Source organism: Amycolatopsis sp. NPDC058340 (assembly GCF_042723975.1).
GTDB lineage: Bacteria > Actinomycetota > Actinomycetes > Mycobacteriales > Pseudonocardiaceae > Amycolatopsis.
This window is the reverse complement of sequence record NZ_JBHXIB010000003.1, coordinates 158,384-183,256: the sequence shown is the minus strand read 5'-3', so window position 1 is coordinate 183,256 and position 24,873 is coordinate 158,384. Positions and strand designations below refer to the sequence as shown.

The following is a 24,873-nucleotide window of genomic DNA, read 5'->3' as shown; positions in this document are numbered from 1 at the left end:
TAAGGTGTGCGGGACGTCACTCCGGCGGTTTCCCGGGTATTTCCCTTTTCGATTTGACAACTTCATCCGCGAACCCCGATCGTCGCGCGCGAAGGGGCGCTTCTACGCTACGGCCGTGGACCTCGCCGCGTTGCTGGACCGGATCGCCGACGACGTCGCGCCGGAGATCGGCCGCGGCTCCGTCGCGGACTACATTCCCGCCCTGGCCAGGGTCGAACCCGGCCGGTTCGGCATGGCGGTGGCCGAAGTGGACGGTGGGGTGCACGGGGTCGGCGACTGGGAAGTGCCGTTCTCCATCCAGAGCATGTCGAAGGTCTTCACCTTGGCGCTCGCGCTCTCCCACGGCGACGGGCTGTGGGAACGGGTGGGCCGCGAGCCGTCCGGAAACCCGTTCAACTCGCTGGTCCAGCTGGAGAACGAGGACGGGATCCCCCGCAATCCCTTCATCAACGCCGGCGCCCTCGTGGTGACCGACGAATTGGCGCACCACGGCGACGCGGCGGAAACACTGCTCCGGTTCCTCCGGGAGGAAAGCGGGCGGGCGGACATCGGGATCGACGCCGAGGTCGCCGCGTCGGAGGCCGGGCACGCGGACCGCAACCGCGCGCTGGCGTATTTCATGGCGTCGTACCGGAACATGCGGCATCCGGTGCCCTCCGTCCTCGACCAGTACGTGCGCCAGTGCTCGATCGCGATGAACTGCGGCGACGTCGCGCGGGCGGCGGTGTTCCTCGCCCGCCACGGCGTGCGCAACGACGGCACCCGGCTGCTGGGGCAGAGCGCGGCCAAGCGGATCAACGCGGTGATGCTGACCTGCGGCACGTACGACGCGGCGGGCGAATTCGCCTACCGCGTCGGGCTTCCCGGCAAGAGCGGGGTCGGCGGCGGCATCGTCGCGATCGTCCCCGGCCGGTGCGCGATCTGCGTCTGGAGCCCCGGACTGGACCCGCGCGGCAACTCCGTCGCCGGTGTCGCCGCGCTGGACCGGTTCACCACCCTGACCGGCTGGTCGGTCTTCTGACGCTCAGCCGCTCGGCCGCCCCATCTCGTGTCCCGGCCGTCCCTCGGTACGCCGCCGTCGCTTGATCCGTTCTTCGTGCAGGTGCCGCCGCCCGCCGGTCAGGTCGCCGGTGACGTCGCGCGCCATCTGGCGATAGGCCGCGTAGTAGCCGTCGTCGTACTCCTCGATCAGCTGGAAGGTCCACCGCTCCGGGAGCACGTTGAGCCCGACCAGTTCGGTCTGGATCCGCTCCGCCCACTCGGCGTGCCCTGCCTTCCGGAGGGCTTCGGCGGCCTCGCCGAGCGCGAAGTCCGCGGTTCCCGTGAGGTGATGGAAGGCGTACAGGTGGCCACGCGCCTGTTCGACCGTTTCGACGGCGAAGATCAGTTTCCCGACGGCGTCGATCGTCGCGTCGTCGGGTTCCGAGGATGAGTCCGGCATGCCGGTGAATGCCCCGGCGGCGGCGTTTCTACACCCCGCCGGCCCAACGGCGCGGTGAGGGTGCCGCCCGGCCGGACGGGACACACGCGCTTACAAGTGCGCTTCCACGGCGATCCGCGCGAACGAGCGGATCAGCGGGTTTTCCCGCTCGGTCACCCACGCGACGACCAGCGGGCTCGGCGGCATGTCGGCCAGCGGTACCCAGGTGAGCCCGTCGGGCAGGGCGTGCCCGAGCGGCGCGATACCTGCCGAGCCGTTCCACAGGACGGCCTGCAGGCATTCGCCGACCGTGCGCACCACCGGCCCGGCGGGCCGCTCGCCGACGGGCGTCGCCCCGTTCCAGTACTCGCGCCACACCGGATCCGTGCCCTCCGGAAGCTGGAACCACGGCCGATCGGCGACGTCGGCCAGCCGGAGCGTCGCCCGGCAAGCGAGCGGGTCACCGGCGCGCAGCACCAGCCCCACCGGATCCGGACGCAGGACCCGCACGGTGATACCGGTTTCGTCGAACGGCGACCGGGTCAGCGCGACGTCGGCCAGCCCGGCGCGCAGGCCGGTGGTGGGATCGGTGAAATCCGCCTCACGGAAGCGGATCGAGACCTCGGGATGCCGACGCCGGAACGCCGCGGCCAGACGGGTGCCCGCCTCCCCCGCTCCGTCGGCCAGGGTGCCGACGGTGAGCGTCGCGGGGCCTGCCGCCTCCACCACCCGGGCGCGGGCGCGTTCGGCCTGGTCCAGCAGGGTGCGGGCCTCGGCGTACAGGGTGGTTCCGGCGGCGGTGGGCTCGACGCCGGCGGCCGACCGGAGCAGCAGGACGACGCCCAGATCGTTCTCCAGCTGCCGGATCGCCCGGCTCAGCGGTGGCTGGGTCATGTGCAGCCGCGCGGCGGCCCGGCCGAAGTGGCGCTCCTCGGCGACGGCCACGAAGTAACGCAACAGACGAAGCTCCATCACCAGTGATGATACCCATCAGGTATCGGGACACGAAGATCGGTCTTGGACGGCGTCCGGAGACCGGCGCGAAAGTGGCGTCATGCCCTTCGAACCTCTCACCCACGAACCCGCCGTCGACCCCGCCCAGGCCAGCGAGATCGCCCGCGACGTCGTGGTGATCCCGAATCTCGGCGTCGAGCTCGTCCCCAACATCGGTGTCATCGGCGGCTCTCATTCGGTGCTCGTCGTCGACACCGGGCTCGGTCCTCGCAACGCCGGGAAGGTGCTCGCCTTCGCGGCCGAACACGCCCGCGGCCGCAGGCTGTATCTGACCACGACGCACTTCCACCCCGAGCACGCTTTCGGCGCGCAGGTCTTCGCGGACGAGGCGACCTACCTCGTCAACAGCGCCCAGGCCGCGGACCTGGTCCACAAAGGACCGGGCTATCTCGAGATGTTCCGCGGCCTCGGCACCCCGGTCGCCCGGGCGCTGGACGGCGTCGGCCTCGCCACCCCCGACGTGGTCTACGACGACGTGTACGAACTCGATCTCGGCGGGCGGGTCGTGCGCCTGTCGGCCACCGGACGCGCCCACAGCAAGGGCGATCAGGTGGTGACCGTGCCCGACGCGGGTGTGCTGTTCACCGGAGACCTGGTCGAGACCGGGCAGTTCTCGATCTTCCCGTGGTTCCCGCCGTACGACACCGACGTCTCGGGGCCGCGCTGGATCGAAGTGCTGGGACGGCTGGCCGCCGCCGGACCGGACCTCGTCGTCCCTGGCCACGGCGACGTCTCCGGACGCCGGATCCTGACCGACGTCCGCGAATACCTCGAACTGCTGCGCGACGAGACCTGGAAGCGGCGCGACTCGGCGCTTCCCGAGGAGACCATCGCCGCGGAGGTCGAAGCGCTGATGATCGAACGCCATCCCGAGTGGGAAGGCCGGGACTGGATCGCGAAGGGCGTGGGCTGCTTCTGTGCCGACCATTCAGGCCATGAGGCAGCAGGCACCGGTGAAGCAGCCGAAGGCGCCTCCGCTTGACGCGTTCTTCCAGTTGTCGAAGTGGTCGATCACGAGTTCGACCTCGGTCTGACCGGCCGCGGTGACATCGATGGCGGAGTCGGCGAAGAAGTTGCGGATATCGTCGGAAACGGTGGTCTTCATGGAAGATCTCCCTCGAACCTGCGGTGTTGGATACCGGAATCGTGCAGGTTCGGGCCCCGGTGCCGACAGTGCGAAGCGACACGGGCGACGTGTGGTTTTCGACTGCTCCACTCGTGTCAACCGGACGACGCGAGTGGAGCAGCCTGCTACTTGAAGATGGCGATGGGATGGACGACGAGTTCCCCGGTTTCCGGGTCCCAGTCCTCGACCTTGCCGAGGCATCGGGCCCGGAACGCGCCGGCGGGCGCGGAGTCCCGCAGATCGCTGGTCACGCAGGTGAACCGGATCCGCCTGCCGCGCTCCGGATCGTCCGGATTCCCGTACGGCGCCACGAAAACCGTCTCGGTGTCGGTCTGGGAGCGTTTACGGAACAGGCCCTTCACCGAGATGAACGCCTCGACGCCGCGCAGCCGGGTCTTGACCTGCCGGGTGCTCTCGGGGCCGTCGGCCCAGCCGAGTTCCTTCACCAGTGCCCGGTTGTGGACCAGTTCCTGCTTCGTCAGATCGACGTAGATGATGTCGTGGTGCTTCTCCAGCACCTTCGTCACGATGCCGATCACGGTGATCGGCTCGGCCTTGCGGATGTACCGCCGGAACTCCTCGTCGGTGTCGGTGCGTTCCGATTCCCCTTTCAGCGGGCCGAATCCGCCCGAACCCCAGAACCGCCAGCCCCGGCTCGTCCGTTTCTCGACCTCCTGTTCCAGCGCCTCGTTGTAGCGATGCAGCTGGTAGAGGCCCATCACGGATTTCGTGTGCAGGTAGAAGCCGATACCCCGGATCATGCCCTGATCGCCGTCGGAGCGCGCGCGGCGCCAGTGCCTCACGAAAACGACGATCGCGACGAGGAAGGCGATCACGGTCGCCACCCAGACCGCGAGCCACCATCCCCAGACGTCCCACCACAGATTATCGGCAGCCACGGATCTCCTTGAAGGCGTCGAGCAGGGATGTCGTGTTCGCGTCGACCATCCGGCCACCGGTGGCCACGGCCGCGCGCTCCAGTTCGGCGGGGTTCGCCTCGCCGAACCGGACGGTGTACGTGTGCACGCCCGGATCCCTTGGCGCGCGCAGGAATTCTTCGATACCGGGGCCGGTGTTGCTCTCCCCGTCGGTCATCAGCACGATCGAGACGCCTCTGCCAGGCTCGGCGCCACGATGGGCGCCTGCCTTCGCGTACGCCTCGCCGAGCGCGGACCAGACCGCGGTGCTGCCGTCGAACTCGTCGGCCGCGATGAAGGCCCGCAACGCGTCGAGATCACCGGGTCCGTCAATGGTGAACTCCTTGCCCCCCAGTATCTTCCCGCCGAACCGGAGGACCGTGAGCCGCTCGCCGCGGTAGAAGCGGTCGAACCCTCCGCCCGGACCGCCGCTCAGCCCGGCGAAGGTCGCGCGGAGCGCGGCGATACGCGGCCCCTTCATCGAACCGGAGAAGTCCAGCACGAAGATCACGCGGCCCGGCGCGCGGGAGGAGGAGGCCGCGTAGTCGTCGAGGAGTTTGTCCACGACGGCCTGTTCGTCCGGGAAGTACAGCGAGTTCCCGATCGAGGACGGCAGCCGCGGATCGAGCCCCACCTCACCGGTGATCGGACGGCGGAGGGTCCGCTCCATCAGTTTCTTCTGCGTCTCCGGGCTTCTGAGCCAGGACACGACCTTGTCGTACGCCTCCCGTTTGGCCGGGTCGAGCAGCAGGACCGGATAGTCGGACTGGACGATGCCGTCGCGCGGGTACACCAGTTCCAACGGGGTTTTGAGCCTGCCGCTCGCGTTCAAGGAGAGCAAGGTGGACTCGTAGCCGATGATCGCGTCCACGTCCTGGCGTTCGGCGAACCGATCGGTCACGGCGGCCGAGGTGTCCGCCTTGAGCGTGTGCCCGGTGCGGAAGCCCTGAAGCTTGTCGCATTTCACGTCCTGGAGGCGCAGCGCGGCGCCCGTGCCCGCGGCGGCCGTCGCCACCCCGACGAGTGAGGTGAGCCCGCTGGTCGACTTGGCCGGATCCGCCATCGCGAACCGGAAGCCACCACCCGCCGCCGCGTCCGCCAGATCCGCCCACGAGAGCTTCCCGTCCGGTTTGCCGCGGCGCAGTTCCGCCGCCTTCGCCGGGGTGATCCCGACGATGACCGGCGACACCATGGTCTTGGTCGCGAGCGGCCGTTCCCCCTTGTCCCCGGACCGCCGGTGCTTGAGCTGGAAATACCGGTCGGTGGAAAGCCAGGCGAGATCGTGCGCGGCCGTTCCCGGGGTGAGCGAGGCGGCGGCGTCGATGGTTCCCCGGAAATCCATTTCCAGTTCGATTCCCGTTTCCTCGCGAAGCTCTTCGAGAATCGGCCCGAGATCGGCCAGCTCGGAACTGGCCAGCACGCGCAGTTTCACCTTCTGCCCGCCGCTCGTGCAGGCGGCGACCATCAGGAGCAGACAGCACAGGATCGCGAGGAGCCGTTTCACGGGCAGTCCCCGACCGTTTTGATCATCTCTTCCAGCACCGGGTTGTCCGGCAACGGCGTGGTGCTGTCGTCGGCGGCGATCTCCGGGGCCGGCAGCCCTTGTTCACGCAGGAACTCGTACAGCCGCGCGCTTTTCGTGCTGCCAGCGGGGGTCGCGACGCCGAAACCGAGCTCCATCGCGCGGCGCTGCAGCTCCGGATCGAAGGTGATCAGCTCGCCGAGCCGTTCCGCTTCCGGTTTCAGCGCCAGGAACTGGGGTTTCGTCAGGATGTCGTCCTTCGGGTACAGCAGGACCCGGTCGGGGTCCGGCCGCCCGCTCTGCGCCTTGGCCCGCAGCTGCATGGCGAGGTACTGGTGCTCGTAGATGACGACGATCGGCTTGTCCCCCTCGGCGAGATTCGCGTACGACTCCGACAGATCGGCCGACGGGAAGCCTTGGGCCGCCACGAGCGGTTTGACCCGGTTGGCCAGTTCCTTCGCGGCCGTGAGGTTCGGCGGCCCCGCGGGAGCGCCCGGCGGCCGCGGGTCGACGACCGGGACCTGGCGGCCGTTCTCCAGGAACGCCAGCAGGATCAGGTACGTCGCGCCGGAGTTGGAGTCGCAGATGTTCGAGGTCTGGGCGAGCACCCTGTTCCCGTTCTCCGCACCGAAGTGGCCGATGCCGAGCGAGTTCCAGGTCTTCCCCTCCTTCAGGGTCTCGATGAACTTCCCGGTGTCCAGCGTGTAGTACAGCGGCTCCGGCTCGCCCTCCGGTTTCGTGGCGATCTTTTTGCTCGCCAGCGTTTCCGCGTAGCGGCGATACGTGGCGAGGACGATCGGGCTGGTGAACGGCTGCCGCGCGGTGCCCGTCCACTCGTTGGCCCTCGACCGCCGGACGAGGCTCGCGGCGGGCTCGCCCGACATGAACACGAAGTCGTACCGGCTGAGGTCGTGGGTGGCGACGTCCCGCGAGCCCGCCCTGGTCACGTGGACGCGGATGTGGTGGCGCATCAGGATTTCCTGGATCTTCGCGTCTTCGAAGAGATCCGATTTGGAGCCCATCTTGCCGCGCAGGACGAGGGTCTGCTGGAACGGCACCACGATCGTGCCGCTCACGAGCAGGGCGATCAGGCCGGCCACGGCCAGGGCCAGCGCGGGCCCGAAAGTGCGGAGAAAACGACGGCGCAGAAAGAACGCCGAGGGTTTCGGTCGGATGGTGAGCTGGGGTTCTTCACGAAGCGAGCTATCGGTGGTCACCGATTTCCTCCCCGAATGTCCGGCAAGCCCATTTTACCGGGGACCACCGACGGAAAAGCACGTCTCGATCCGGCTTCGGGACCCACCCTCACCAGCCCGGGAGGCCGGACGGTTAGGCTCTTCGGTGGCGAAAACCGCCATGCACCACGACGCCGGGAGATCTGAACCGCCATGCTGGACCGAGCAGTCATCGACGCCCTCTTCCCCGCCGACCTGCCCGAGCCCGAGCACTGGGAACAGCGTTACCCTGCCCGCGAGCTGCCCGAGGGCGCCCTGGTCACCCGGTTCGGCCCCTCGCCGACCGGGTTCGTCCACATCGGCGGCGTCTACGTCGCCACCATCGACCAGGACGTCGCCCGCCGCAGCGGCGGCCGTTACCTCGTCCGGGTCGAGGACACCGACCGCTCCCGCGAGGTCGAGGGCGCGATCGACCAGTTCGAGCGCGGCTTCGCCTACTTCGGCCTCGCCGCCGACGAGGACATCCACCGCGGCGGCGACTACGGCCCGTACCAGCAGTCCGAGCGCGAGCAGATCTACCTGACCTACGTCCGCCACCTGCTCCGCACCGGCCGCGCGTACCTCGACTTCGCCACGAAGGACGAGCTGGCGGCGATCACCGCCCGGCAGCAGGCGACGAAGCTGCCGACCGGCTACTACGGCTCGTGGGCCATCTGGCGCGACGCCGACCCCGCCGACGTGCAGGCCAAGCTCGACGCGGGCGACCCGTACGTCGTGCGGTTCCGCGCGCCGGACGACACCGGCGCCCGCGCCCGGTTCACCGACGCCATCCGGGGCCCGCTGGAGGCCGAGGCCAACCGCAACGACGTCGTCATCCTCAAGAGCTCCGACCAGAGCCCCCGGCTGCCGACCTACCACTTCGCGCACGCGGTCGACGATCACCTCATGCGGGTCAACCTGGTGATCCGCGGCGACGAGTGGATCTCGTCGGTGCCGGTGCACCAGCAGCTGTTCGACGCGCTGGGCTTCGAGCCGATCACGTACGCGCACATCGCGCCGCTGATGAAGCAGGAGGGCGGCAGCAAGCGCAAGCTGTCGAAGCGCAAGGACCCGGAAGCGAGCGTCGACTTCTACATCGAGTCCGGCTACCCCACCAAGGCCGTCCTCTACTACCTGCGCGGCCTCGCCAACGGCCGTCTCGCCGAGATGCCGCTCGACCAGGCCCTGGCCGAGCCGATCAACCTCGAGGAATGCGGGGTCGCCGGCCCGCTGGTCGACCTGGTCAAACTCGACGACATCTCGGCCGACCACATCGCCACGCTGTCCGGCGCCGAGATCCTCGAAGAGGTCCGGGGCTGGGCGGAGCGGTTCGACGCCGAGCTGCGGAGCGTCCTCGACGCCGAGCCGGACCTCGCGCTCCGGGCGCTCGCCGTCGAGCGTGACGGCGCCGAGAACCCGCGCAAGGACCTGAAGAAGTGGAGCGAGTTCCGCGCCGTCTACGGCTTTTTCTTCCCGCAGCTGCACGCGGCCGTCGCGAGCCCCGACGACGAGCGGATCACCGCCCTCGGCGTCGACCGCGCCGTCGTCCAGGCCGTGGTGCGGGACTTCGTCGAGAACTACCGGCAGCTCGACGACGGCCAGGAGTGGTTCCAGCAGATCCGTGACGTGGCGTCGAAGCACGGCTTCGCGAAGAACGCCAAGGAGTTCAAGAAGAACCCCGAAGGCTTCCCGGGCTCCATCCGCGAGGCTTCGCAGATCATCCGGATCGCGATCACGGGCTCGACCCGGAGCCCGGACCTGCACTCGATCACCCAGGCGCTGGGACGCGAGGAGACGCTGGGCCGGTTCGCCGGTCTCGTGGCCGACTGACTCGTGAGTGGTAAGGACGGTTAGAACCGTCCTTACCACTCACGAGGCGGGCAGGAACTGGTCGTAGAAAGCCGTCTTGACCGCGACGACCGCCTCCTCGGTCTCCCGGAACCGCTCCCGCGCCTCGTCGGAGTCGATCAGCTGCACGAGCCGCAGCCCGAGCTGGTCGGAATGCGTCAGCGACAGCGGGGACGCGGCGGCGAGCGGACGCGACTTCGCGTCGTGCACGTGATGCGGGTAGTAGAAGACGGACTTGTCGCCGAGCACCGGGCCGATCCGGCGCCAGAGTTCGCCGTACTCGACCGACACCAGCACCTCGCCCCAGAACCGCAGGATGGTCAGCAGCTCGACGTCGGCGTGCTTCGAGTCGCCCGCCGAGGCGATCAGCTCCATGGTGGTGTCGAGGCAGGCCGACGTGGCCAGGGACCTCCGTGACCGCACGAGCACTTCGCGCGGGACGCCCAAGGCGAGGATGTCCGCCATCAGGTCCTCGCGGTGCGAAGGTGTGCTGCCGGGCGAATTGTTGTCCGGATACTCCTCGCGGACGATGACGCGGGCGATCCGTTTGGACTGTTCGTCGGTGAGCAGGTCGATCGCCAGGTCGTAGGCCATGGTGAACGCCAGTGACAGGAACCGGCGCTGCAACAGGACGGTCCGGAGGTCCTCCTCCGAGAGCTCGGTGACACCCCGCAGCGCCGGGTGGTTCCGGAACCGCTCGATCAAACCGTCTTCGAACTCGTCGAGCTCGCGCATCAGTACACCTCTTGCTCAGAAACGGATCATGTCGATGCTTCGGTTCCAGTCGGCGAGGTCGACGTCGCGGCCGATGTCCCACAACGTGTCGAGCTCGCGCTGGATCTGTTCGCCGAGCACGGTGTCGTGCGTGCCCTCGATCTGGAACTGCGGCGAATTCACCGCCAGCTGGCCGTGCAGGAACATGCTGACCAGGTAGCGCCCGTCGGCCCGGTACACCGAAACCGAGGCCTGCGAGTTGAACACCCGCACCTTCAGGTTGCCCTGGCGTTTCGCCAGCCGCCGGTGCATCCGGGACAGGATCTCCAGGCACTCCGCGATCCCCGTGCTCACGAAGGGGTTGCCCGCGCCGTCGCTCCGGCCCAGCGCCGCTTCCCGCAGCCCGACCAGCATGGAGTTCGGGTGCAGCAGCATGATCCGCACCTCGGCGCGCCGTTCGACGATCGCGGCTTCGAGTTCCTTTTCCAGGCGTTGCAGGTTGGGGATCCAGGTGTTCAGGATCGTCACTTGTTTGGCCTTCGCGACGTGTGCCGCGAACTCGTCGTCCGGAAAGCGTTGGTGCACTTCGACCACGCCGCCGTAGTGCGAACGGCGAAGGCTCGCGGCGATGGTGTCGATGTCGAGACCGGCGAGGCGGTCGCGGATGTCTTCCAGTGCGCGCAACGGGGTCAGCTCGATGAGCAGCACCACGACCACACCACTGACCATGATCAGGGTCAGCGTGGTGACGCCTTTCGGCGCGACTTTCTCGAGCAGGCCGAGCTGTTCCGCGATTCCGACGGCGAAGCCGGCCACCGCCAACCCGCCGAGACTGAGCAATTCGAGCCAGCGACGCATTCTGCGGAGCATTCACCCTCCGGGATCCGGCAGCTTGGCCTTCATGTTCTCACGATCGTGGAGCAGATTTGTGATCGGGGTCACCGCCTTGGTGCGACGACTTCCCCTCCGCGGAATTCACGAAAAGAATCGAATCCCGCGCGGGAATCCGTAGCGCGAAGGGCGCAGATCACAACGCTGACGTGAAACGTGCGGGCCTCGACGGACGACTTACCCGATACGCAAGTACGGAAAGTTGTGGTCGATGAGCACTGATCGCGTTGTCCAGCTGCATTGGGAGCCCCGCCACGTGGCCGACGGCGGCGGCCGCGCGGCATTGTCGTATCCCGGGATCTCGGTGGTCCGGCGCGACGAGGGTGAAATCGTCGGCCACACCTGGATACCGGTCGGGGAAGAACCCACCTTCGCCGACGACGAGGCGCTGATCACCGCCCTGCACGACGCTTGGCGCTGGGCGAAGCGCGCCGCGTGATCCCCTATTCGTCACCTGATTTGTACCGGCGCCGGAGTTCTTCGTCCTGTTCACGCGGCGGCTTTTCCGTCCAGCGCCCGTGGACGAGGTCGTTCTCCGTGTAATCGGCGCGCCGTGAGGCCCAGCCAGGCAACATGATCTTGCGCGTCCCACCTCGCCCCCGGTCGCGCAGATCGGTGACGACGGCGACGCCGATCACCACCAGGAGGACGCCGAGCACTATCCAGATCACGACCATGGTCCGCTCCCCCGCAGATCAGTCAGTTACGACCAGAATAGCGGTGAACGGTATCCGGGCGGGGCGTTATTTTCGCCGACGGAAAGCCCGGACATGACGGTGCCCGGCGTCCGCGAGGTTTCGCGGACACCGGGCACCGGGGGCGGGTCAGCCCCGGGCGTTCGGGTCGATCACGTCGCCTGCCAGCCCGGTGGCCGCTTCGCCGAGCGCACCGGTGGAGTCGACGACGCCCTGACCGGCCGCGGTGGCCGAGTCGACGGCGTCCTGGCCGGCCGTGGTGGCGCTCTCGGCGAGGCCCTGACCGGTCTCGGCCAGCCCGCCGGTCGCCTGGGTGACCTGGTCGGCGGCGCCGGAAAGGTCGACGCCGGTCAGTTCGCTGACCTTGTCGCCCGCGCCGCCCAGCAGTTCGGCGGCCTTTTCCTTCAGCGAGTCGAACAGGCTCATCAGGGGTACTCCTCGGATCGGTCGTGCGAAGGGCGGCTGAAGGTTCACCGTACAGGACAAAACGGGCACGGTGTGCGACGGCCGTCGCTCCGGACAGGTGAAAGACCGAGGAACGTTCAGAGACAGGGCGGCCGGTAGCGGTCGATCGAGAGGCCGCGGAAGTCGAGCTTGTTCGGGGTCTTGCCGACGAAGACCAGCCCCCTCGCCTCGGTGAGCGCCGACGCGAAGGAGTAGCCGGGCGTACCCAGCTCGGGCAGCGTCGTCCAGGCGGCGGGCTTGAAGCTGAAGAACTTCTTCACCATCTTCCCGCCGGTCGAAGGCACCTTCGTGAGCCATTTGTCCCCGCCGCTCCAATGCGAGGCGGGGCGGAGCTGGACGTAGAGGTCGTCGGTCGCGCTGTACGTCATCCAGAAACCGGCCGATTTCGAGAGGTCGGCCTGCGCTTCGAACCGGTTCCCCAGCCAGACGACGACCACGTGCCATTCGGCGTCGAGGAAGGTCACCTTGGCGGCGTAACCGCCACGTTCGCGGACGAGCAGGCTGCCGGTCGGCGGCACCGTGGTGCCCTCACCGGAGGCGAGCCATTGCTGCAGCCGGTCGATCGACGGGGTGGCGCATTCACAGCCGTGCCCGGCGGACGCGTTCGCGACGGCGCCCGGGCCGATCAGCGAAGCCAGGAACACCGACGAGACCACCGCGAGCGTACGAATCCTGGATCCTCCGCGCATTCCCGGAAGCTAGCACAGCCGCCGCGAAAACCGCCGCACAGCGCCGAAAGCGGCCGGCGATGCCCCACTCAGCGGGAATCGTCCTTTGTGGACACAGCTCGCGGCCGTTGCCCCTCGGCGCGGACGTCGCGAAAGCCACTTTCGCGACGTCTGATGTCCCGAAAGTGGCTTTCGCGACATGCGTCGACGGGCGCCCGGCAGGTGCGCATGGCCGGAACGGACGACACACGTGACCGGATGGACGACACACGTGACTGGACGGACGACACGCGTGACTGGACGGACGACACACGTGACCGGATGGACGACACGCTCACCGGAGGAGGCCGTCGACCTCGGCGGCGAACAACAGGGCGGGGTCGAATCCCATGCCGGCGAAGTGCCCGGCGAGCTCGAGCGACAGCACGCCGTGGACACGGGTCCAGAAGGTCACGGCGCGACGGAGGACCGCGGCCGTCACCGGCATCACGCCCGCCCACCCGCGATGCTCCTCGAGATGAGCGTCGAAAGCCGTCGGCCGCCCGTCCGGCTCCGCCGCGTGCACCCGGAGCAGCACGGCCATGATCTCGTTCGAGATCTCCGTGGTGTCGCCGGGCGCGCGGTAGCCGGGGACGGGGGTTCCGTAGACGAGCAGGTATCGCTGCGGGTCCGCGAGCGCCCATTCTCTGATCGCGTAGGCGGCTTCAGTCACGTTGGCCGCCGCCTGGACGGCGTCGGCGAGACTTCGGTACGCGTCGCGGACGAGGTCCGTGATCAGGTCGTCGCGACTGGGGAAGTACCGGTAGAGCGCGGGCCCGCTCATGCCGACGTTTTTGGCGATCGCGTTGAGGGACAACGCGGAAACACCCGTCGTGGCCAGCTGCTCCCACGCGTGCCGCTTGATCTCCGCGCGCACCTGGGCCCGGTAGCGCTCACGCGAGGTCTCCACCGGCCACCCCCTTCCGCGAAGTTAGAGGCTATCACTTTTCCTATTGGCGCTCACGCGATGCCCCGATCCGCTGGCCCACCGCCGGATCCCACTGCCGACCGCGCTTCACACCCGGTCGGTGAACGAGGGGGTCACACCGAAGGAGGCCTTCCGCGAAGCCCGGCGCAACGTCGCGAGCACGGCGGGCCCGAGCACCAGGATCGCCACCGTGTTGGTGATCGCGCGGCCGGTGTCCCAGCCCGCCGTCGAGGTCAGCAGGGTGAACACGGCGAAGCGGTGCAGGTTCTCCAGCAGCGGGGCGCCGGGCACGTACGAGATGTGCCCGTCGTGGTACGGCACTTCGGCGTCGGTGATGAACGGCCAGAACCACAGGTTCATCAGGAATCCGAAGACGTACGCGACGAAGATCCCGTACGCCACCAGCATCGCGATCTCCGCCTTGCCGGTGACGCGGCGGGGCAGCAGTCCGGCGCCCATCCCGATCCACGCCGAGCACATCATCTGGAACGGCAGCCACGGCCCCACCCCGGCGGTCAGCAGCGCCGAAGCGAACATCGAAGTACAGCCGAGCACGAAACCGAAACCGGGACCGAACACCCGCCCGGCCAGCACCAGCAGGAAGAACACGGTCTCGATACCCGCGGTCCCCGCGCCGAGGGGCCGCAGGGCGGCGTTCACCGCGGACAGCACGCCGAGCATGGCGAGGGCCTTGGAATCCATGCCCCCTTCGGACAGCTCGGCCAGCACGATGACGATCAGGATCGGCAGGATCCCGATGAACACGAACGGCGCGTCCGGGCCGTGCTGCATGGACTGCGGTTCGACCCGGACCAGGAGCGGCCAGACGAACATCATCAGCCCCGCCAGCGACGCGAGGCCGAGCACCGTCGCCGACCGGGGGCCGAGCCGGACCGCCGTCGTGGTCACGGGACCTCCTGCGGCAGCGCCGACCGGACGTCTTCGACGGTGAGCCATGGCTCGCCGAGGATCTTCGCGATCTGCGTCGCGAACGCCGGGGAGCCGCCGAGCACCTCACCGGTCGGGCCGTCCGAGACGATCTCCCCTTCCGCCATCACGAGCACCCGGTCCGCGATCGTCGCGACGAACTCGACGTCGTGGGTCGCCACGACGATCGCCTTACCCTCGGCCGTCAGCGAAGCGATCATCCGCGCCAGCGCCGCCTTCGCGGTGTAGTCGAGGCCGCGGGTCGGTTCGTCCAGCAGCATGATCCGCGGGGCGGCCGACAGCTGGACGGCGAGCACGAGCGCGAGCCGCTGCCCTTCCGAGAGGTCACGCGGATGCGACCCGGGATCGATGCCCGGAGCGAGCCTGTCGAGCAGTTCCCGGCACTGCCCCGGCTCCGCACCCGATTCCGCGTCGGCGGCTTCGCATTCGGCGGCGACGGTCTGCAGGTACAGCAGATCACTCGCGGTCTGCGGCACCATGCCGACCAGGGCACGGGCCGCGGCGCTCGTCAGCGTCTTCGGGTCCTTGCCGTCGACGGTGACCTTGCCACCCTGCCGCGGGCCGGAACCCTGCACCGCCCACAGCAGCGACGACTTGCCGGAACCGTTGCGCCCCATCATCGCCAGCACCTCGCCGGCCCGCAGGGTCAGGTCTGCCTCCCGCACCGCGACCTTCGGCCCGTAACGCACGACGACACCGGACGCGGCCAGCAGCTCCTCGCCAACGCTCGTGTTTCGGGCGGGCGGCGCCCCCAGCGCCAGCGAAGAAGCGCGCCGCCGGGCATCACGGACCGACATCGGCAGCGGATCCCAGGCCGCCAACCGTCCCAAGTGGACGATCGGCGGCGCGATGGGCATGTCCTTCAGCACTTCCGGCGGTGTCCCGTCGATCACTCCCCCGGTGCCCGGGACGTGGATCATCCGGTCGGCGAACGGGATCACGCGTTCCATCCGGTGTTCGGCCATCAGCACCGTCGTGCCGAGGTCCTCCACCAGCCGGGCCAGCGTCGCGAGCACCTCCTCGGCCGCGGTCGGGTCCAGCGCCGACGTCGGTTCGTCCAGCACGAGCACCTTGGGATGGGTGGTGAGCACCGAGCCGATCGCCACCCGCTGCTGCTGCCCGCCGGACAGCGTCCGCAGCGCGCGCCTGCGCAGTTCCGCGATACCGAGGAGGTCGAGGGTCTCCTCCACCCGGCGGCGCATCACCTGAGGGCTCAGGCCGAGTTGCTCCATGCCGTACGCGAGTTCGTCCTCCACCGTGTCGGTGACGAAGCCCGCGAGCGGATCCTGGCCGACGACGCCGACCAGATGCGCGAACTCGCGCGGCGGCCGGGATCGCGTCGTCACGTCGTCGACGGCGACCGTGCCTTCGAGGTGACCGCCGGTGAAATGCGGGACGAGACCGTTGATCGTGCCGAGCAGCGTCGACTTGCCCGCCCCCGTCCGGCCCGCGAACAGCACGAGTTCGCCTTCACCGATGGACAGTGTCACGTCGGACAGCACCGGTTCGGCGCGGCCGTGGTAGGTGAAGGAGACGTGGTCCAGTTCGATCATGCGCGGGCTTCTTCTTCCAGTGCGGCGTAAGGAGGTTCGGGAGCCGGGGTCAGGAACGCGGGCAGCACGCCGATCAGCACCCCGAGCAACGGCACCCACGACAGCGACGGCCAGGACAGGCCGATCAGCGACGGGTTCATGTTCATCGGGTTCACCTCCGACGTCGTGAACAGGACGGCCGCGACGGCGATCCCGCTGACGGCGACGACGATTTCCGGCGGATGCCAGCGATCAGGCCGGTAGCGCGTGCGCTGGACGCGTTTGCCAGCCGACCGGAACCCGATCAGCCCGACCACGACTCCCGCGGAAAGCACCGGTGCGGCCAGGTACCGGGGCGTCGAACCGTCCAAAGTGGCGTATACGCCGACGCAGACACCGATCAGCCCGGCGATCATCAGCGTGCCCGTGATCAGCCTGGCGCGCGCTTCGACCAGCCCGGCCCGGCCGTAGCCGCGTGAGTCCATCGACGCGGCGAGCCGCAGCGAGCGGGAAAGCGCGTCCTCCAGTACCGGGATGAGGACGGTGTGCAGCGCCTTGACCTTCTTCTTGCCCGAGCCGCCGCGCAGCCGGCGGGCCCGCCGGACCCGCAGCACGCTCTCGGCGAGCTGCGGGAACACCGACAGCGCGACGATCACCGCCGTGCCCACCTCGTACAGCGCCGGCGGCATCGCCTTGAGCAGCCGTTTCGGGTTCGCGAGCGCGTTGGCCGCACCGAGACAGATCACCATCGTCGCCAGCCGCATCCCGTCGTAGAGCCCGCCCAGCAACGATTCCGCGGAGACGTCGCCGAAGAGCCGGATACCCGCCGCCCATTCCGGCAGCGGGATCTCGGGCAGCCGCAGGAGGATCGTGGATCCCTCCGCGCCGCCGAACACGACGCGGAAGAACACGCGGATCGCGACGATGAACGCGCCGAGGTACAGATACAGCCGGAACGCCAGCGCCCACGGCGCCTCACCGCGGCGGGCCACGACGACGTACCCCGCGACGGCCACGATGGTCAGCAGCAGCCACGGGTTCGTCGTGCGGGTCGCCGCGACGGCGAGTCCGAGCGCCCACACCCACCACGCGGCCGGATGCAGATCGCGCGGCAGGAAGTAGGACGTCATCAAACTCCTTGTGCGCGTTTGCGTCTGCGTGCCATCAGGAATCCCGCCACGCACAACGCGAGCACCGCGGCGCCGGCCGCCCACGGCGCCCAGCCCGCCGCTCCGGACTCTCGTTCGAGCACCGCGTTGACGTCCTCGGCGTTCTCGCCGCCGGTGAACGCGACGTTCAAGGACGGGTCCTGCGCCTTCGGCCGCGGCGAAGCACTCGGACGCGGCTTGGGCGGCGGCAGCGCGCCGGAACCCGGCCCCGCGGCGGGGATCTCTCCCGCGCCCGTCGCCGGCTGGGATCCGTCGGCCTGCTGACCATTCCCCTCCGGCGGTCGCTGCTGCCGCTCACCGGGGTCGCCGGTGGCAGGCTTCGCCTCCTCGCGTGGCACACACGGCTGGTTCTCGGTACCCGGCCGGACGGCGGAGACCCGCGGGACCGGGTTGCTCTTGGCGGTGGCGTTCAGGGAGAACGACCAGCCTTCGAAACCACCCGGGATGAAGTCGCGGTTCTTGACGCCCCACTGGCTGTAATCCCAGGCGCAGTTGTTCGAGGCGTGCCAGTAGGACCAATAGGCCTGTGCCGGGGGCGTGTCGACGCACTGCTCCCGGTAGTCCTCGCGGCCCGTCATGGGGACGTTCTCGGTCACGGACGGGCGGTTCTCGACCCGGCAGACGAACGACTCACCCCAGCGCTGGACCCCGGCGATCTGGAAACCGGCGCCCTTGAGCGCGTCGAGCCCGGTGCCGCGGCTGGCCTGGGGATTACAGCGCACGATGGTCGTACCGCCGAGTTGCTGGAAGTCCACCACCACGGTGACCCCGGTGGCGTCCTTGCAGAACCCCGGATAGCCCTTGCCCTGGTCGACCGCGTGCGCGGACGGCGCCGTGGCGGCGATCAGGAAGACCGCCGCCACCACGGGAAAGAGCCGTTTCACGGGATGGCCGGGTTCCTCGGCGTGACGCCGGGCGGCGGGTTGGTCGTCGCGGTCTTGTTCAGCGAGAACGACCAGCCCTCGAACCCGCCCGGGACGACGTTGCGGTTCAGCGCGCCCGAGCTGCTGTAGGTCCAGGTGGAACCGGAACCGTCCGCGTGCCAGTAACCCCAGTACGCGCCCGCGGGCGGGGTGGTGACGCACGCTTCCTTGTAGTTCGGGTTGGTCGTCAGCGGGAGGGTCTCCGTCGCGGACGGGCGGCCTTCCAGGCGGCAGACGAACGCGAGCCCCCAGCGTGCGGTGCCGGCGACCGCGATCCCCGCGTCCTGCAACGCCTTGATCCCCGTGCGGGCGGTACCCGGCGCGGCGTTGGGCGAACAGCGGGTGATCGTCGGCGCGGCCAGTTCCTGGAAGTCGATCACGACCGTGACCCCGGTGCGCGCGTCGGCGCCGGTGCAGATCCCGTTGTACCCCTTGGTGGTGTCGACCGCGTTCGCGGGCGCGGCGGACAGCCCGATCAGTCCGATGAGGACGGTCGTGACGGCGAGCAGTCTCTTCATGGTGTTACCCCCTTTTTCTTGGTGATACGGCGAAGTACGAAGACGAGCGTGATCGCCGCGGCCAGGAACAGCACGGCCAGCCCGGCGAGTCCCCAGACCAGCCAGTCCGGCCGCGCGCCGGACTGGGCCGCGGCCAGCACCTGGGGGCCGGGCGCGGCGGTGTCGGACAGCGGGAGCCGGATCGCGGGCGACAGCGGCGAATCCGCGGCGGTGAGCCAGGATCGGCCCGCGATCCCTTGGGCGGCGGCCGAACTGGTCGGGAAATCGGACTCTCCGCCCGCTCCCTTGGCGAATCCGCCGTCCGCCTGGACGAGCTTGCCCAGCGAGCGCGCGGTGCCGCTCGCGTCGAGACCGGCGGTCTGCCGCGCGGCGGCGACGGCGGCGCTGAGCGCGACGTCCGTTTCGCCGCCTTCGCCGGTCACCAAACCCTCGCCGGTCGGCCGGACGCCGAGCGCGCCCACCGCGGAGACGACCGCCGACACGCGCCGCTCGGTCCAGCCGTCCGGCCGCCTGGCCGGCGGTGCGGCGTCGGTGTGCGGGCGGGCGACCAGCGCGGTGACCGCGGCGGCCGTCGCGGCGAGGTCGCCGGAGCCGCACTCGGCGGTGTCGAGGTGCTTCGGGAAGGTTCCGTCCGCGCACTGGCGGGAAAGGAGCAGTTCGACCGCGGGACCGGGATCCGCGGCGGTGGCGAGCACCGCCCAGGCGTGCCGCTCGACCGTCCGGTCGGCGTCGGCGAACGATCCGGTGTCGGTGAATTCGCCGTCGGCACCGCGCAGTTTCACCAGATCGGCACGCAAAGGCCCGGTGGCGTCCGACTTCGCGAATTCGGCGACGAGCACGAGTTTCGCGAGCGGTTCGGCGTACGACGCCTCACCCTGTTCGTATGGCGCGCCGTGGGCGTAGGCCCGCACGGCCTCCGGCTTGAGCAGGAACCGCGACGCGCGAGCGACCGCGTCCGGCTGCTGGTCCAGCGCCCGCAAGGCCAGCACGACATCGGCCGTGGCGTCGTAGTCGACGTAGGTCTTGCCGTCCTCGGTGACCTCGACGTGGTCGCCGCCGACGAGCCGGTTCGCCAGGTAGGCACCGAGGCGGGCGGCCGGCGTCGTGTCGGCCGGGGTGGTGATCGCCGTCGCCGTCGACACCCGGGCGCCGGTGGACGCCTTGGGCGTGACGACCTTCTTGGGTTTCGGCGTCGTGGGGTTCGGCGTGGGTCGGTGCGGCCGCGCCGTGGGAGCCGGGCTTTCCGGGACGCCCTTCGCGAGCGCGTAGAACCCGACCTGGGACAACCCGAGCGAGGCCTGGGCACTCGCGCGGATCCAGGTGTCGACGCCGCTGATTCCGGAGGAACGCGCGGCCTCGTAGGAAGCCGGGTCGTAGGCGATCGCCCCGAGTTCACCCGCGAGCTTGTTCCCGGAGTCGGCCGCGGCGTTCGCCTGCGCGGATTCGAGGTACCGCACGCCCTTGTCCACCGCCGCGTCCGCGCCGCCGGCGTCGGCGAGCGCTTGGACGATCAGGCCGGTGCTGTTGGTGTTCGGCGCCTCGGTGCCGACACCGCCACCCCAGCCGCCGCCGGGCGTCTGGTTCGCCTTGAGCCAGGAGACGGCCTTGGCGATCGGGGCGTCGAGACCGGCCGCGCCCGCCTTTTTCGCGGCCAGCATCGCCGAGAGGGCGAGGCCGGTGGCGTCGCCGTCGGTCGGGGAAAGGCCGAGCGGTTTGCCCTCGTCGCAGGTCGAGACCTTGCGGCCGTCCGGGGTGACGTGGTCGCCGGTCTCCTTCGTCGGGATGTAGGCGAAGAGGACGCGGAAGTAGCCCTCGGAACATTGCTGGGTCAACAGTTTGTCGATGGCGAGCCGGTCGTTCACGCCCGCGGCGGCGAGGCCGATCACCCCGAGCGCCTGGCCGAACATGTTCGCGTTGTTGCTCACCGCGTCGGCGAGCGCGGGATCCTTGGCGTAATCGCTGATCCGGCCCGTGTCGGGGCCTTTGCGCATGATCGCGCCCTGGGTCTCGGCGACGAGGTCGTGACCGTCGAAACGCCGGGGATCGCGGCCGGAGACCTGGGCGGCGACCAGCGTCTTCGCCACGGCGCCGCCGACGACGATCTTGTCGTACCCGGCACCGGGGGCGAGCCCGTCCCAGGTGAAGTAGTCGGTGGCGTGGCCCTGGTCGTCGAGGAATTTCACGATCGGCTCGGCCCGCGAGCCTTCGCCCGCGGCGTACATCGCGAAGAGCACGTCGAGCATCAGGCCGTGGTCGGGAAGTGAGCCGCCGTTGGGGTTGTCGAGCGTGCCGTCCGGCTTCAGTTTCGCCGCGAGCCAGCGGGAACCCGCCTTCGCCGCGCCCGGATCGTTCGCGGCCGTCGCCGTCCCGGCGAGCGGTGCGGCGATCACGGCGACGCAGACGGCGAAGGCCGTCGCGGCCAGGTACCCGCGGCGCATGACTCCTCCTTGCGGCATGGCGGAGGACAGCGCGGGACGCCGCAGTCACCCCTGTTTATCGCGACAGTGGTTCGTTCACCCGCCCGTTCGGTATCCCGGCTCGCCCTGCGAAAGGGCCCACGGTTGCGCGACAGCGCCGGATTTCGACCGGCTTCCCCGTCACGGGCGGCGGTGTTCTGTTGTCGAGCCAGCCGAGGTTAACACCCGTTCACGTCAGGCAGGTACCGCTGACCAGGTCGGTAGCCAGGATCACATCGGCACCCGGCGGTATCCCGCGTTCGACCGGGGTGAGAGTCTTCTCGCGCGGTCGTGGGGGAAGTCCGGTGAGAGTCCGGCGCTGTCCCGCAACGGTGTGCCTTCCAGGCGAGCCCGGTCACCCACGTCGCGCGATGTCACCGACTCCTGTCGTGGAAATGCGGGAAAGGGTTCTCATGAGACGTTTGGTTTTCGCTGTCGCCTTGTTGTGCGGCATCGGGCTGGTCGCCGCCCCGGCGGCCGCAGCGGCCACCCACCACAAGGCGGACGCCGCCGCGGGCTGGCTCGCCAGGCAGATGACCGACGGGGAACGGTTCGAGGCCGACTTCGGCGGCCAGAAGTTCCCCGACCAGGGCCTGACGATCGACGCGATCTTCGCGTTCGCCGCGGCCGGGGTGTCCGACACGAACGCGGGCAAGGCGATCGACTGGCTGGCGAAACCGGAGGTCACCACCGGCTACGTCGGCGGCGGTGCCGAGGCCTACGCGGGTGCGCACGCCAAGCTGATGCTCGCCGCGCAGATCCGGGGCAAGGACCCGGCGTCGTTCGGCGGCGTCGACCTGAAGGCGGGCCTGCTTTCGCTGCTCACGCCGTCCGGCCGGTTCTCTGACCGGTCCGAGTACGGCGACTACTCCAACGCCCTCTCGCAGTCGCTCGCCCTCCTGGCGCTGGATCGCACGCCCGGCGGCGCTCCCGCGGCGGCCGTGACGTTCCTCGCGGGCACCCAATGCGCGGACGGCGGTTTCCCGCTGAACTTCGGCGAAGCGACGTGCACGAGCGACGTCGACGCGACCGCGACGGTCGTGCAGGCCTTGCGCGCCACCGGCGACGCGGTGAACGCCCGCGAGGGCACTTCGTGGCTCGTCACGAAGCAGCACGCGAACGGCGGTTTCGGCTTCGGCACGAACGCGCCCAACGCCAACAGCACCGGCCTCGCCGCGGAAGCGCTGGCGGGCCACCGCCCCGCCGCCGCGAGCAAGGCGCGGGAATTCCTGCGGTCACTGCAGACCGGCTGCGCCGGCGCCGAGGCCGACCGCGGCGCGATCGCCTACGACGCCACCGGCCTGAACCCGGCGACCGCCCCGCGCGCGACCGCGCAGGCGATCCTCGGCCTGGCCAGGGTTCCGCTGAGCGACCTGCACGGCGGTGGCCGTCCGCAGGCTCCGGTGCTCGCCTGCCCGTGACGTCACCTCGTGAGTGGTAAGGACGGTTCTAACCGTCCTTACCACTCACGAGGCGGTTCACTCGCCGGCGGCGACGCGGCGCGCGAGTTCCACGCGGGACCGCACGCCCAGCGCGGTGAAGATGTTCCGCAGGTGGTGGTCCACCGTGCGGTGGCTGATCACCAGCCGCCGCGCGATCTCCTTGTTCGTCTCCCCCGCCGCCACCAGCCGGGTGATGGCGTCCTGCTGCGGGGTGAGCCCGGCGAGCGACCGGTGCGGCACGTCGACGGTCTCGCCTGCCGCCCGCAGCCCGGCCCTGGCCCGTTCGGCGAACCGGGTCGCGCCGACGTTTTCGAAGCCGCGCAAGGCATCGCGGAACTGATCGCGGGCGTCACGGGTCCGGCGGTGCCGTCGCAGCAGGGTGGCGTACGCGAACCGCGTCCTGGCGAGTTCCATCGCGCCGCCCGCCCGCCGGTGCGCCTCGATGGCCAGCCGGAAACGTCGTTCCGCCACGGCGGGATCCGGCGCCATCAGCGCGTGGCAGCGGTGGCTCAGCGCGAGCCAGCAGGGTTCCGCCCCGGCCAGGGTCCAGCGGTCGAACACCTCCAGTGCGGCACGGGCGCGTTCGGGCCGTCCGGCGTAGACGGCCGCCTCGACGAGTTGCGGAGTGGCCAGCACGCGGATCACCGGCTGGTCGCCGGAAACACCCGAAGCGAGATCCTCCAGCCTGCTGAGCGCGTCGTCTGGCCGGTCCTCGGCCAGGTCCAGGCAGGCGCGCGCCCACGCGGCGACGGCGGCGGGCCTGCCGAGGCCGCGTTCGGCGATGCCCTCGGCCGCTTCGTCCAGTTCCGGCGCGCGGTCACCGAGGAGCGCGGCGGCCAGCCCCAGCAGCGTCAGGTGTTCCATCCGCAGGTTGTGGGGCGCGTGCAGGCCGTCGCGGGACGCCGCCCGCGCGCAGGGGATCCGGTCGAGAGCGATGGCCGAAAGCGAAAGGTAGACCAGCGCCCACGGCAGTTCCGCGTGCCGTTTGCCGAGCCGCGCGCGGCTCACCGCCGCCGCCGCGTACTCGTGCGCCTGTTCCGCGTGCCCGCGGGCGAAGGCCGCTTCGGCGGCCCAGACGGCTCCGGCGACGTCGGTATCCGCCATCCCCTTGGCGACGGCGTCTTCCAGCGGGGCGACGGCGTCGTCGTGCCGTCCGGCGTAAACCGAGGTCAGGCCGCGGAAATGCGCGAAGGCCAGCCCTTCTCCGGCCGGGACCGTCCGCGCCAACGCCCGGTAGCCGCTCAAATCGCCGCCGAGCCTGCGCGCCTCGCCCGCCAGCAGGAGCGCGGCGGCCGGATCGGGCAGCAGTTCCGCCGCCGTGCCGAGTTCGTGGGTGGCGACGGCGGGATCGCCGTCCCGCAGCTCGATCTCCCCGTGCAGCAACGCCACCGCGCCCGGTTCGGCGTCGGCCCTGGACAGCAGCAGCCGCGCCCACCCCGGTCTGCCCGCCTGCCAGGCCGCGTCCGCCGCCGCCAGCAACCGGGCCGACCGCGTGGCCGGATCGGCGGTGAGCGCGGCGGCGCGTTCGAGGTGCCGTGCGGCAGCGGCGTGATCCACCGCGGGTGCCGCGGCGAGCGCGTCCGCGAGCGGTTCGGACGGCGTGGCCGTCGCCATCGCGCGATGCCAGAGCGCGTCCGGCCCCTCCTCGGCGGAGGCCAGCCGCGCGTGCGCCGCCCGGCGATCGGCCGGGGACGCCGCCGCGTACCAAGTCGCCTTCCGCGCGGAAAAGTCCATGCAGGTGCCGAGAAAACGCAGGCGCTCGTCGAGCGTCATCGCCTCGAGCTCGGCCGCGTACCGAGGCAGGCGGTCCCGCAGGATCGGCGAAACCGGCTCCCGCCCGGCCGCCTGCGCTGGTGTCAGCGACGCCGCCAGCGCGACCAGGTCGGCGGGATTCCCGTCGCCCAGTTCGACCAGCTGCGGACGTACCCCGGCGGGCACGCCGCGGTCGCGCAGCACCTGGTCGGCGGCGGACTCGCTCAACGGCGGCAGCTCGACGGAGTCGAACTCGTCCGATCCTGATCGCGACGCGAGCACCATCCCGACCGGCGCGCCCGCCAACCGCCGGGCGGCGAAACCCAGCGCCGCCAAGGACTCCTGATCGACCCAGTGCGCGTCGTCGACCCAGCAGATCGTCGGTGCCGAGACGGCGCCGAGCCGGTCTCGCACTTCCGCGCCGCCGGAGACCGAGGCCCCGAACATCCGCTGCAGGGCGCCGTACGGCAGCCCGCTTTCCGCGCGCAGGCCCCGCACGCCGACGAGCCGGACGCCGAGGGTGGCGCGCAGCGCGGCGAGCAGGGCCGATTTGCCCAGGCCTTCCGTGCCGCGGATCAGCACGGCGCGACCGGCGGGCGAGCGCAGCCCGCCGAAGAGGTCGTCCCTGCCCCGCAACGGGTACACAGGCATCCGTGCCTCCTCGAGATCCCT

General features: G+C 70.1%; 24 protein-coding genes and 2 riboswitches. Of the genes, 5 read left to right on the top strand and 19 right to left on the bottom strand.

What is annotated here, in order from left to right:
- Nucleotides 1–115: 115 nt before the first annotated feature.
- Nucleotides 116–1,021: a glutaminase gene (locus ACFWIW_RS05960; RefSeq protein WP_378367380.1), complete on the top strand. Its 906-nt coding sequence runs from the start codon at nucleotides 116–118 to the stop codon at nucleotides 1,019–1,021.
- A gap of 3 nt (nucleotides 1,022–1,024) precedes the next feature.
- Here the strand turns inward: ACFWIW_RS05960 and ACFWIW_RS05955 are convergent, their stop codons facing one another.
- Together ACFWIW_RS05955 and ACFWIW_RS05950 are read right to left on the bottom strand one after the other, a co-directional pair.
- On the bottom strand, nucleotides 1,025–1,441 hold the full coding sequence (locus ACFWIW_RS05955; protein WP_378367379.1) for a hypothetical protein: 417 nt from the start codon (nucleotides 1,439–1,441) through the stop codon (nucleotides 1,025–1,027).
- Nucleotides 1,442–1,531: 90 nt separating this feature from the next.
- Complete coding sequence (locus tag ACFWIW_RS05950; RefSeq protein ID WP_378367378.1) at nucleotides 1,532–2,392, bottom strand: LysR substrate-binding domain-containing protein; 861 nt, start codon at nucleotides 2,390–2,392, stop codon at nucleotides 1,532–1,534.
- Nucleotides 2,393–2,474: 82 nt separating this feature from the next.
- Here ACFWIW_RS05950 and ACFWIW_RS05945 point away from each other — a divergent pair, with 82 nt between their 5' ends.
- Nucleotides 2,475–3,416, top strand: a complete 942-nt coding sequence (locus tag ACFWIW_RS05945) for an MBL fold metallo-hydrolase (protein WP_378367377.1) — start codon at nucleotides 2,475–2,477, stop codon at nucleotides 3,414–3,416.
- Here ACFWIW_RS05945 and ACFWIW_RS05940 read toward each other — a convergent pair.
- The 4 genes from ACFWIW_RS05940 to ACFWIW_RS05925 form a co-directional block, all read right to left on the bottom strand.
- Nucleotides 3,363–3,539, bottom strand: coding sequence for a hypothetical protein (locus tag ACFWIW_RS05940; RefSeq protein ID WP_378367376.1), 177 nt, complete (start codon nucleotides 3,537–3,539; stop codon nucleotides 3,363–3,365). The genes ACFWIW_RS05945 and ACFWIW_RS05940 overlap by 54 nt on opposite strands.
- A 146-nt stretch (nucleotides 3,540–3,685) precedes the next feature.
- Entirely contained in the window at nucleotides 3,686–4,459 is a 774-nt protein-coding gene (locus ACFWIW_RS05935; RefSeq protein WP_378367375.1) for a hypothetical protein, read from the bottom strand.
- Nucleotides 4,446–5,981: a substrate-binding domain-containing protein gene (locus ACFWIW_RS05930; protein ID WP_378367374.1), complete on the bottom strand. Its 1,536-nt coding sequence runs from the start codon at nucleotides 5,979–5,981 to the stop codon at nucleotides 4,446–4,448. The genes ACFWIW_RS05935 and ACFWIW_RS05930 overlap by 14 nt, the downstream gene beginning before the upstream one ends.
- Nucleotides 5,978–7,216, bottom strand: coding sequence for a hypothetical protein (locus ACFWIW_RS05925; protein WP_378367373.1), 1,239 nt, complete (start codon nucleotides 7,214–7,216; stop codon nucleotides 5,978–5,980). The genes ACFWIW_RS05930 and ACFWIW_RS05925 overlap by 4 nt, the downstream gene beginning before the upstream one ends.
- Nucleotides 7,217–7,387: 171 nt before the next feature.
- Between ACFWIW_RS05925 and ACFWIW_RS05920 the strand changes: the two genes are divergently transcribed.
- Nucleotides 7,388–9,043 (top strand): glutamate--tRNA ligase, encoded by a 1,656-nt coding sequence (locus tag ACFWIW_RS05920; RefSeq protein ID WP_378367372.1) that lies wholly within the window; start codon nucleotides 7,388–7,390, stop codon nucleotides 9,041–9,043.
- A gap of 39 nt (nucleotides 9,044–9,082) precedes the next feature.
- Here ACFWIW_RS05920 and ACFWIW_RS05915 read toward each other — a convergent pair whose 3' ends face one another.
- Both ACFWIW_RS05915 and ACFWIW_RS05910 read right to left on the bottom strand, forming a co-directional pair.
- On the bottom strand, nucleotides 9,083–9,796 hold the full coding sequence (locus tag ACFWIW_RS05915) for a hypothetical protein (RefSeq protein WP_378367371.1): 714 nt from the start codon (nucleotides 9,794–9,796) through the stop codon (nucleotides 9,083–9,085).
- A gap of 15 nt (nucleotides 9,797–9,811) precedes the next feature.
- Nucleotides 9,812–10,633 (bottom strand): hypothetical protein, encoded by an 822-nt coding sequence (locus ACFWIW_RS05910; RefSeq protein WP_378367370.1) that lies wholly within the window; start codon nucleotides 10,631–10,633, stop codon nucleotides 9,812–9,814.
- 244 nt (nucleotides 10,634–10,877) lie between these two features.
- Between ACFWIW_RS05910 and ACFWIW_RS05905 the strand changes: the two genes are divergently transcribed.
- Nucleotides 10,878–11,105 carry a hypothetical protein gene (locus ACFWIW_RS05905; RefSeq protein WP_378367369.1) on the top strand — a complete coding sequence of 76 codons (228 nt, stop codon included), beginning with the start codon at nucleotides 10,878–10,880 and terminating at the stop codon, nucleotides 11,103–11,105.
- A 4-nt stretch (nucleotides 11,106–11,109) separates the two neighbouring features.
- Here the strand turns inward: ACFWIW_RS05905 and ACFWIW_RS05900 are convergent, their stop codons facing one another.
- The 10 genes from ACFWIW_RS05900 to ACFWIW_RS05855 all read right to left on the bottom strand — a co-directional run bounded on the left by ACFWIW_RS05900 (nucleotide 11,110) and on the right by ACFWIW_RS05855 (nucleotide 20,989).
- Complete coding sequence (locus ACFWIW_RS05900; protein WP_378367368.1) at nucleotides 11,110–11,343, bottom strand: hypothetical protein; 234 nt, start codon at nucleotides 11,341–11,343, stop codon at nucleotides 11,110–11,112.
- Nucleotides 11,344–11,490: 147 nt separating this feature from the next.
- The gene (locus ACFWIW_RS05895; RefSeq protein WP_378367367.1) at nucleotides 11,491–11,787 is read right to left on the bottom strand and encodes a hypothetical protein; all 297 of its coding nucleotides are present in this window, start codon (nucleotides 11,785–11,787) and stop codon (nucleotides 11,491–11,493) included.
- Nucleotides 11,788–11,903: 116 nt separating this feature from the next.
- Nucleotides 11,904–12,515 (bottom strand): hypothetical protein, encoded by a 612-nt coding sequence (locus ACFWIW_RS05890; protein WP_378367366.1) that lies wholly within the window; start codon nucleotides 12,513–12,515, stop codon nucleotides 11,904–11,906.
- A 313-nt stretch (nucleotides 12,516–12,828) separates the two neighbouring features.
- Nucleotides 12,829–13,443: a TetR/AcrR family transcriptional regulator gene (locus ACFWIW_RS05885; RefSeq protein WP_378367365.1), complete on the bottom strand. Its 615-nt coding sequence runs from the start codon at nucleotides 13,441–13,443 to the stop codon at nucleotides 12,829–12,831.
- A gap of 105 nt (nucleotides 13,444–13,548) precedes the next feature.
- Nucleotides 13,549–14,418, bottom strand: coding sequence for an ECF transporter S component (locus ACFWIW_RS05880; protein WP_378367364.1), 870 nt, complete (start codon nucleotides 14,416–14,418; stop codon nucleotides 13,549–13,551).
- Nucleotides 14,367–15,962 carry an ABC transporter ATP-binding protein gene (locus ACFWIW_RS05875; RefSeq protein ID WP_378367363.1) on the bottom strand — a complete coding sequence of 532 codons (1,596 nt, stop codon included), beginning with the start codon at nucleotides 15,960–15,962 and terminating at the stop codon, nucleotides 14,367–14,369. Before ACFWIW_RS05875 ends, ACFWIW_RS05880 begins: the two co-directional genes overlap by 52 nt.
- On the bottom strand, nucleotides 15,959–17,071 hold the full coding sequence (locus ACFWIW_RS05870) for an energy-coupling factor transporter transmembrane component T (protein WP_378367362.1): 1,113 nt from the start codon (nucleotides 17,069–17,071) through the stop codon (nucleotides 15,959–15,961). Before ACFWIW_RS05870 ends, ACFWIW_RS05875 begins: the two co-directional genes overlap by 4 nt.
- A complete protein-coding gene (locus tag ACFWIW_RS05865) occupies nucleotides 17,071–17,994 on the bottom strand; it encodes an ABC transporter substrate-binding protein (protein WP_378367361.1) in 924 nt (307 codons plus the stop codon). Before ACFWIW_RS05865 ends, ACFWIW_RS05870 begins: the two co-directional genes overlap by 1 nt.
- A complete protein-coding gene (locus ACFWIW_RS05860; RefSeq protein WP_378367360.1) occupies nucleotides 17,991–18,551 on the bottom strand; it encodes a flagellar hook-length control protein FliK in 561 nt (186 codons plus the stop codon). The genes ACFWIW_RS05865 and ACFWIW_RS05860 overlap by 4 nt, the downstream gene beginning before the upstream one ends.
- Complete coding sequence (locus ACFWIW_RS05855) at nucleotides 18,548–20,989, bottom strand: prenyltransferase/squalene oxidase repeat-containing protein (RefSeq protein WP_378367359.1); 2,442 nt, start codon at nucleotides 20,987–20,989, stop codon at nucleotides 18,548–18,550. Before ACFWIW_RS05855 ends, ACFWIW_RS05860 begins: the two co-directional genes overlap by 4 nt.
- An 89-nt stretch (nucleotides 20,990–21,078) precedes the next feature.
- Nucleotides 21,079–21,146: riboswitch (cobalamin riboswitch) on the bottom strand.
- 100 nt (nucleotides 21,147–21,246) lie between these two features.
- A riboswitch (cobalamin riboswitch) is annotated at nucleotides 21,247–21,389 on the top strand.
- A gap of 31 nt (nucleotides 21,390–21,420) precedes the next feature.
- Between ACFWIW_RS05855 and ACFWIW_RS05850 the strand changes: the two genes are divergently transcribed.
- On the top strand, nucleotides 21,421–22,428 hold the full coding sequence (locus tag ACFWIW_RS05850; RefSeq protein WP_378367358.1) for a prenyltransferase/squalene oxidase repeat-containing protein: 1,008 nt from the start codon (nucleotides 21,421–21,423) through the stop codon (nucleotides 22,426–22,428).
- Between the two features lie 57 nt (nucleotides 22,429–22,485).
- Here ACFWIW_RS05850 and ACFWIW_RS05845 read toward each other — a convergent pair whose 3' ends face one another.
- Nucleotides 22,486–24,852, bottom strand: coding sequence for a LuxR C-terminal-related transcriptional regulator (locus tag ACFWIW_RS05845; RefSeq protein ID WP_378367357.1), 2,367 nt, complete (start codon nucleotides 24,850–24,852; stop codon nucleotides 22,486–22,488).
- Nucleotides 24,853–24,873: the final 21 nt, after the last annotated feature.

What these genes read in the sequence shown, in the direction of transcription:
- ACFWIW_RS05955 (WP_378367379.1), bottom strand. Translation starts at nt 1,441, where the DNA reads ATGCCGGACTCATCCTCGGAACCCGACGACGCGACGATCGACGCCGTC.
- ACFWIW_RS05950 (WP_378367378.1), bottom strand. Translation starts at nt 2,392, where the DNA reads ATGGAGCTTCGTCTGTTGCGTTACTTCGTGGCCGTCGCCGAGGAGCGC.
- ACFWIW_RS05945 (WP_378367377.1), top strand. Translation starts at nt 2,475, where the DNA reads ATGCCCTTCGAACCTCTCACCCACGAACCCGCCGTCGACCCCGCCCAG.
- ACFWIW_RS05940 (WP_378367376.1), bottom strand. Translation starts at nt 3,539, where the DNA reads ATGAAGACCACCGTTTCCGACGATATCCGCAACTTCTTCGCCGACTCC.
- ACFWIW_RS05920 (WP_378367372.1), top strand. Translation starts at nt 7,388, where the DNA reads ATGCTGGACCGAGCAGTCATCGACGCCCTCTTCCCCGCCGACCTGCCC.
- ACFWIW_RS05915 (WP_378367371.1), bottom strand. Translation starts at nt 9,796, where the DNA reads ATGCGCGAGCTCGACGAGTTCGAAGACGGTTTGATCGAGCGGTTCCGG.
- ACFWIW_RS05910 (WP_378367370.1), bottom strand. Translation starts at nt 10,633, where the DNA reads ATGCGTCGCTGGCTCGAATTGCTCAGTCTCGGCGGGTTGGCGGTGGCC.
- ACFWIW_RS05905 (WP_378367369.1), top strand. Translation starts at nt 10,878, where the DNA reads ATGAGCACTGATCGCGTTGTCCAGCTGCATTGGGAGCCCCGCCACGTG.
- ACFWIW_RS05900 (WP_378367368.1), bottom strand. Translation starts at nt 11,343, where the DNA reads ATGGTCGTGATCTGGATAGTGCTCGGCGTCCTCCTGGTGGTGATCGGC.
- ACFWIW_RS05895 (WP_378367367.1), bottom strand. Translation starts at nt 11,787, where the DNA reads ATGAGCCTGTTCGACTCGCTGAAGGAAAAGGCCGCCGAACTGCTGGGC.
- ACFWIW_RS05890 (WP_378367366.1), bottom strand. Translation starts at nt 12,515, where the DNA reads ATGCGCGGAGGATCCAGGATTCGTACGCTCGCGGTGGTCTCGTCGGTG.
- ACFWIW_RS05880 (WP_378367364.1), bottom strand. Translation starts at nt 14,418, where the DNA reads ATGGCTCACCGTCGAAGACGTCCGGTCGGCGCTGCCGCAGGAGGTCCC.
- ACFWIW_RS05875 (WP_378367363.1), bottom strand. Translation starts at nt 15,962, where the DNA reads ATGATCGAACTGGACCACGTCTCCTTCACCTACCACGGCCGCGCCGAA.
- ACFWIW_RS05870 (WP_378367362.1), bottom strand. Translation starts at nt 17,071, where the DNA reads ATGACGTCCTACTTCCTGCCGCGCGATCTGCATCCGGCCGCGTGGTGG.
- ACFWIW_RS05860 (WP_378367360.1), bottom strand. Translation starts at nt 18,551, where the DNA reads ATGAAGAGACTGCTCGCCGTCACGACCGTCCTCATCGGACTGATCGGG.
- ACFWIW_RS05855 (WP_378367359.1), bottom strand. Translation starts at nt 20,989, where the DNA reads ATGCGCCGCGGGTACCTGGCCGCGACGGCCTTCGCCGTCTGCGTCGCC.
- ACFWIW_RS05850 (WP_378367358.1), top strand. Translation starts at nt 21,421, where the DNA reads ATGAGACGTTTGGTTTTCGCTGTCGCCTTGTTGTGCGGCATCGGGCTG.
- ACFWIW_RS05845 (WP_378367357.1), bottom strand. Translation starts at nt 24,852, where the DNA reads ATGCCTGTGTACCCGTTGCGGGGCAGGGACGACCTCTTCGGCGGGCTG.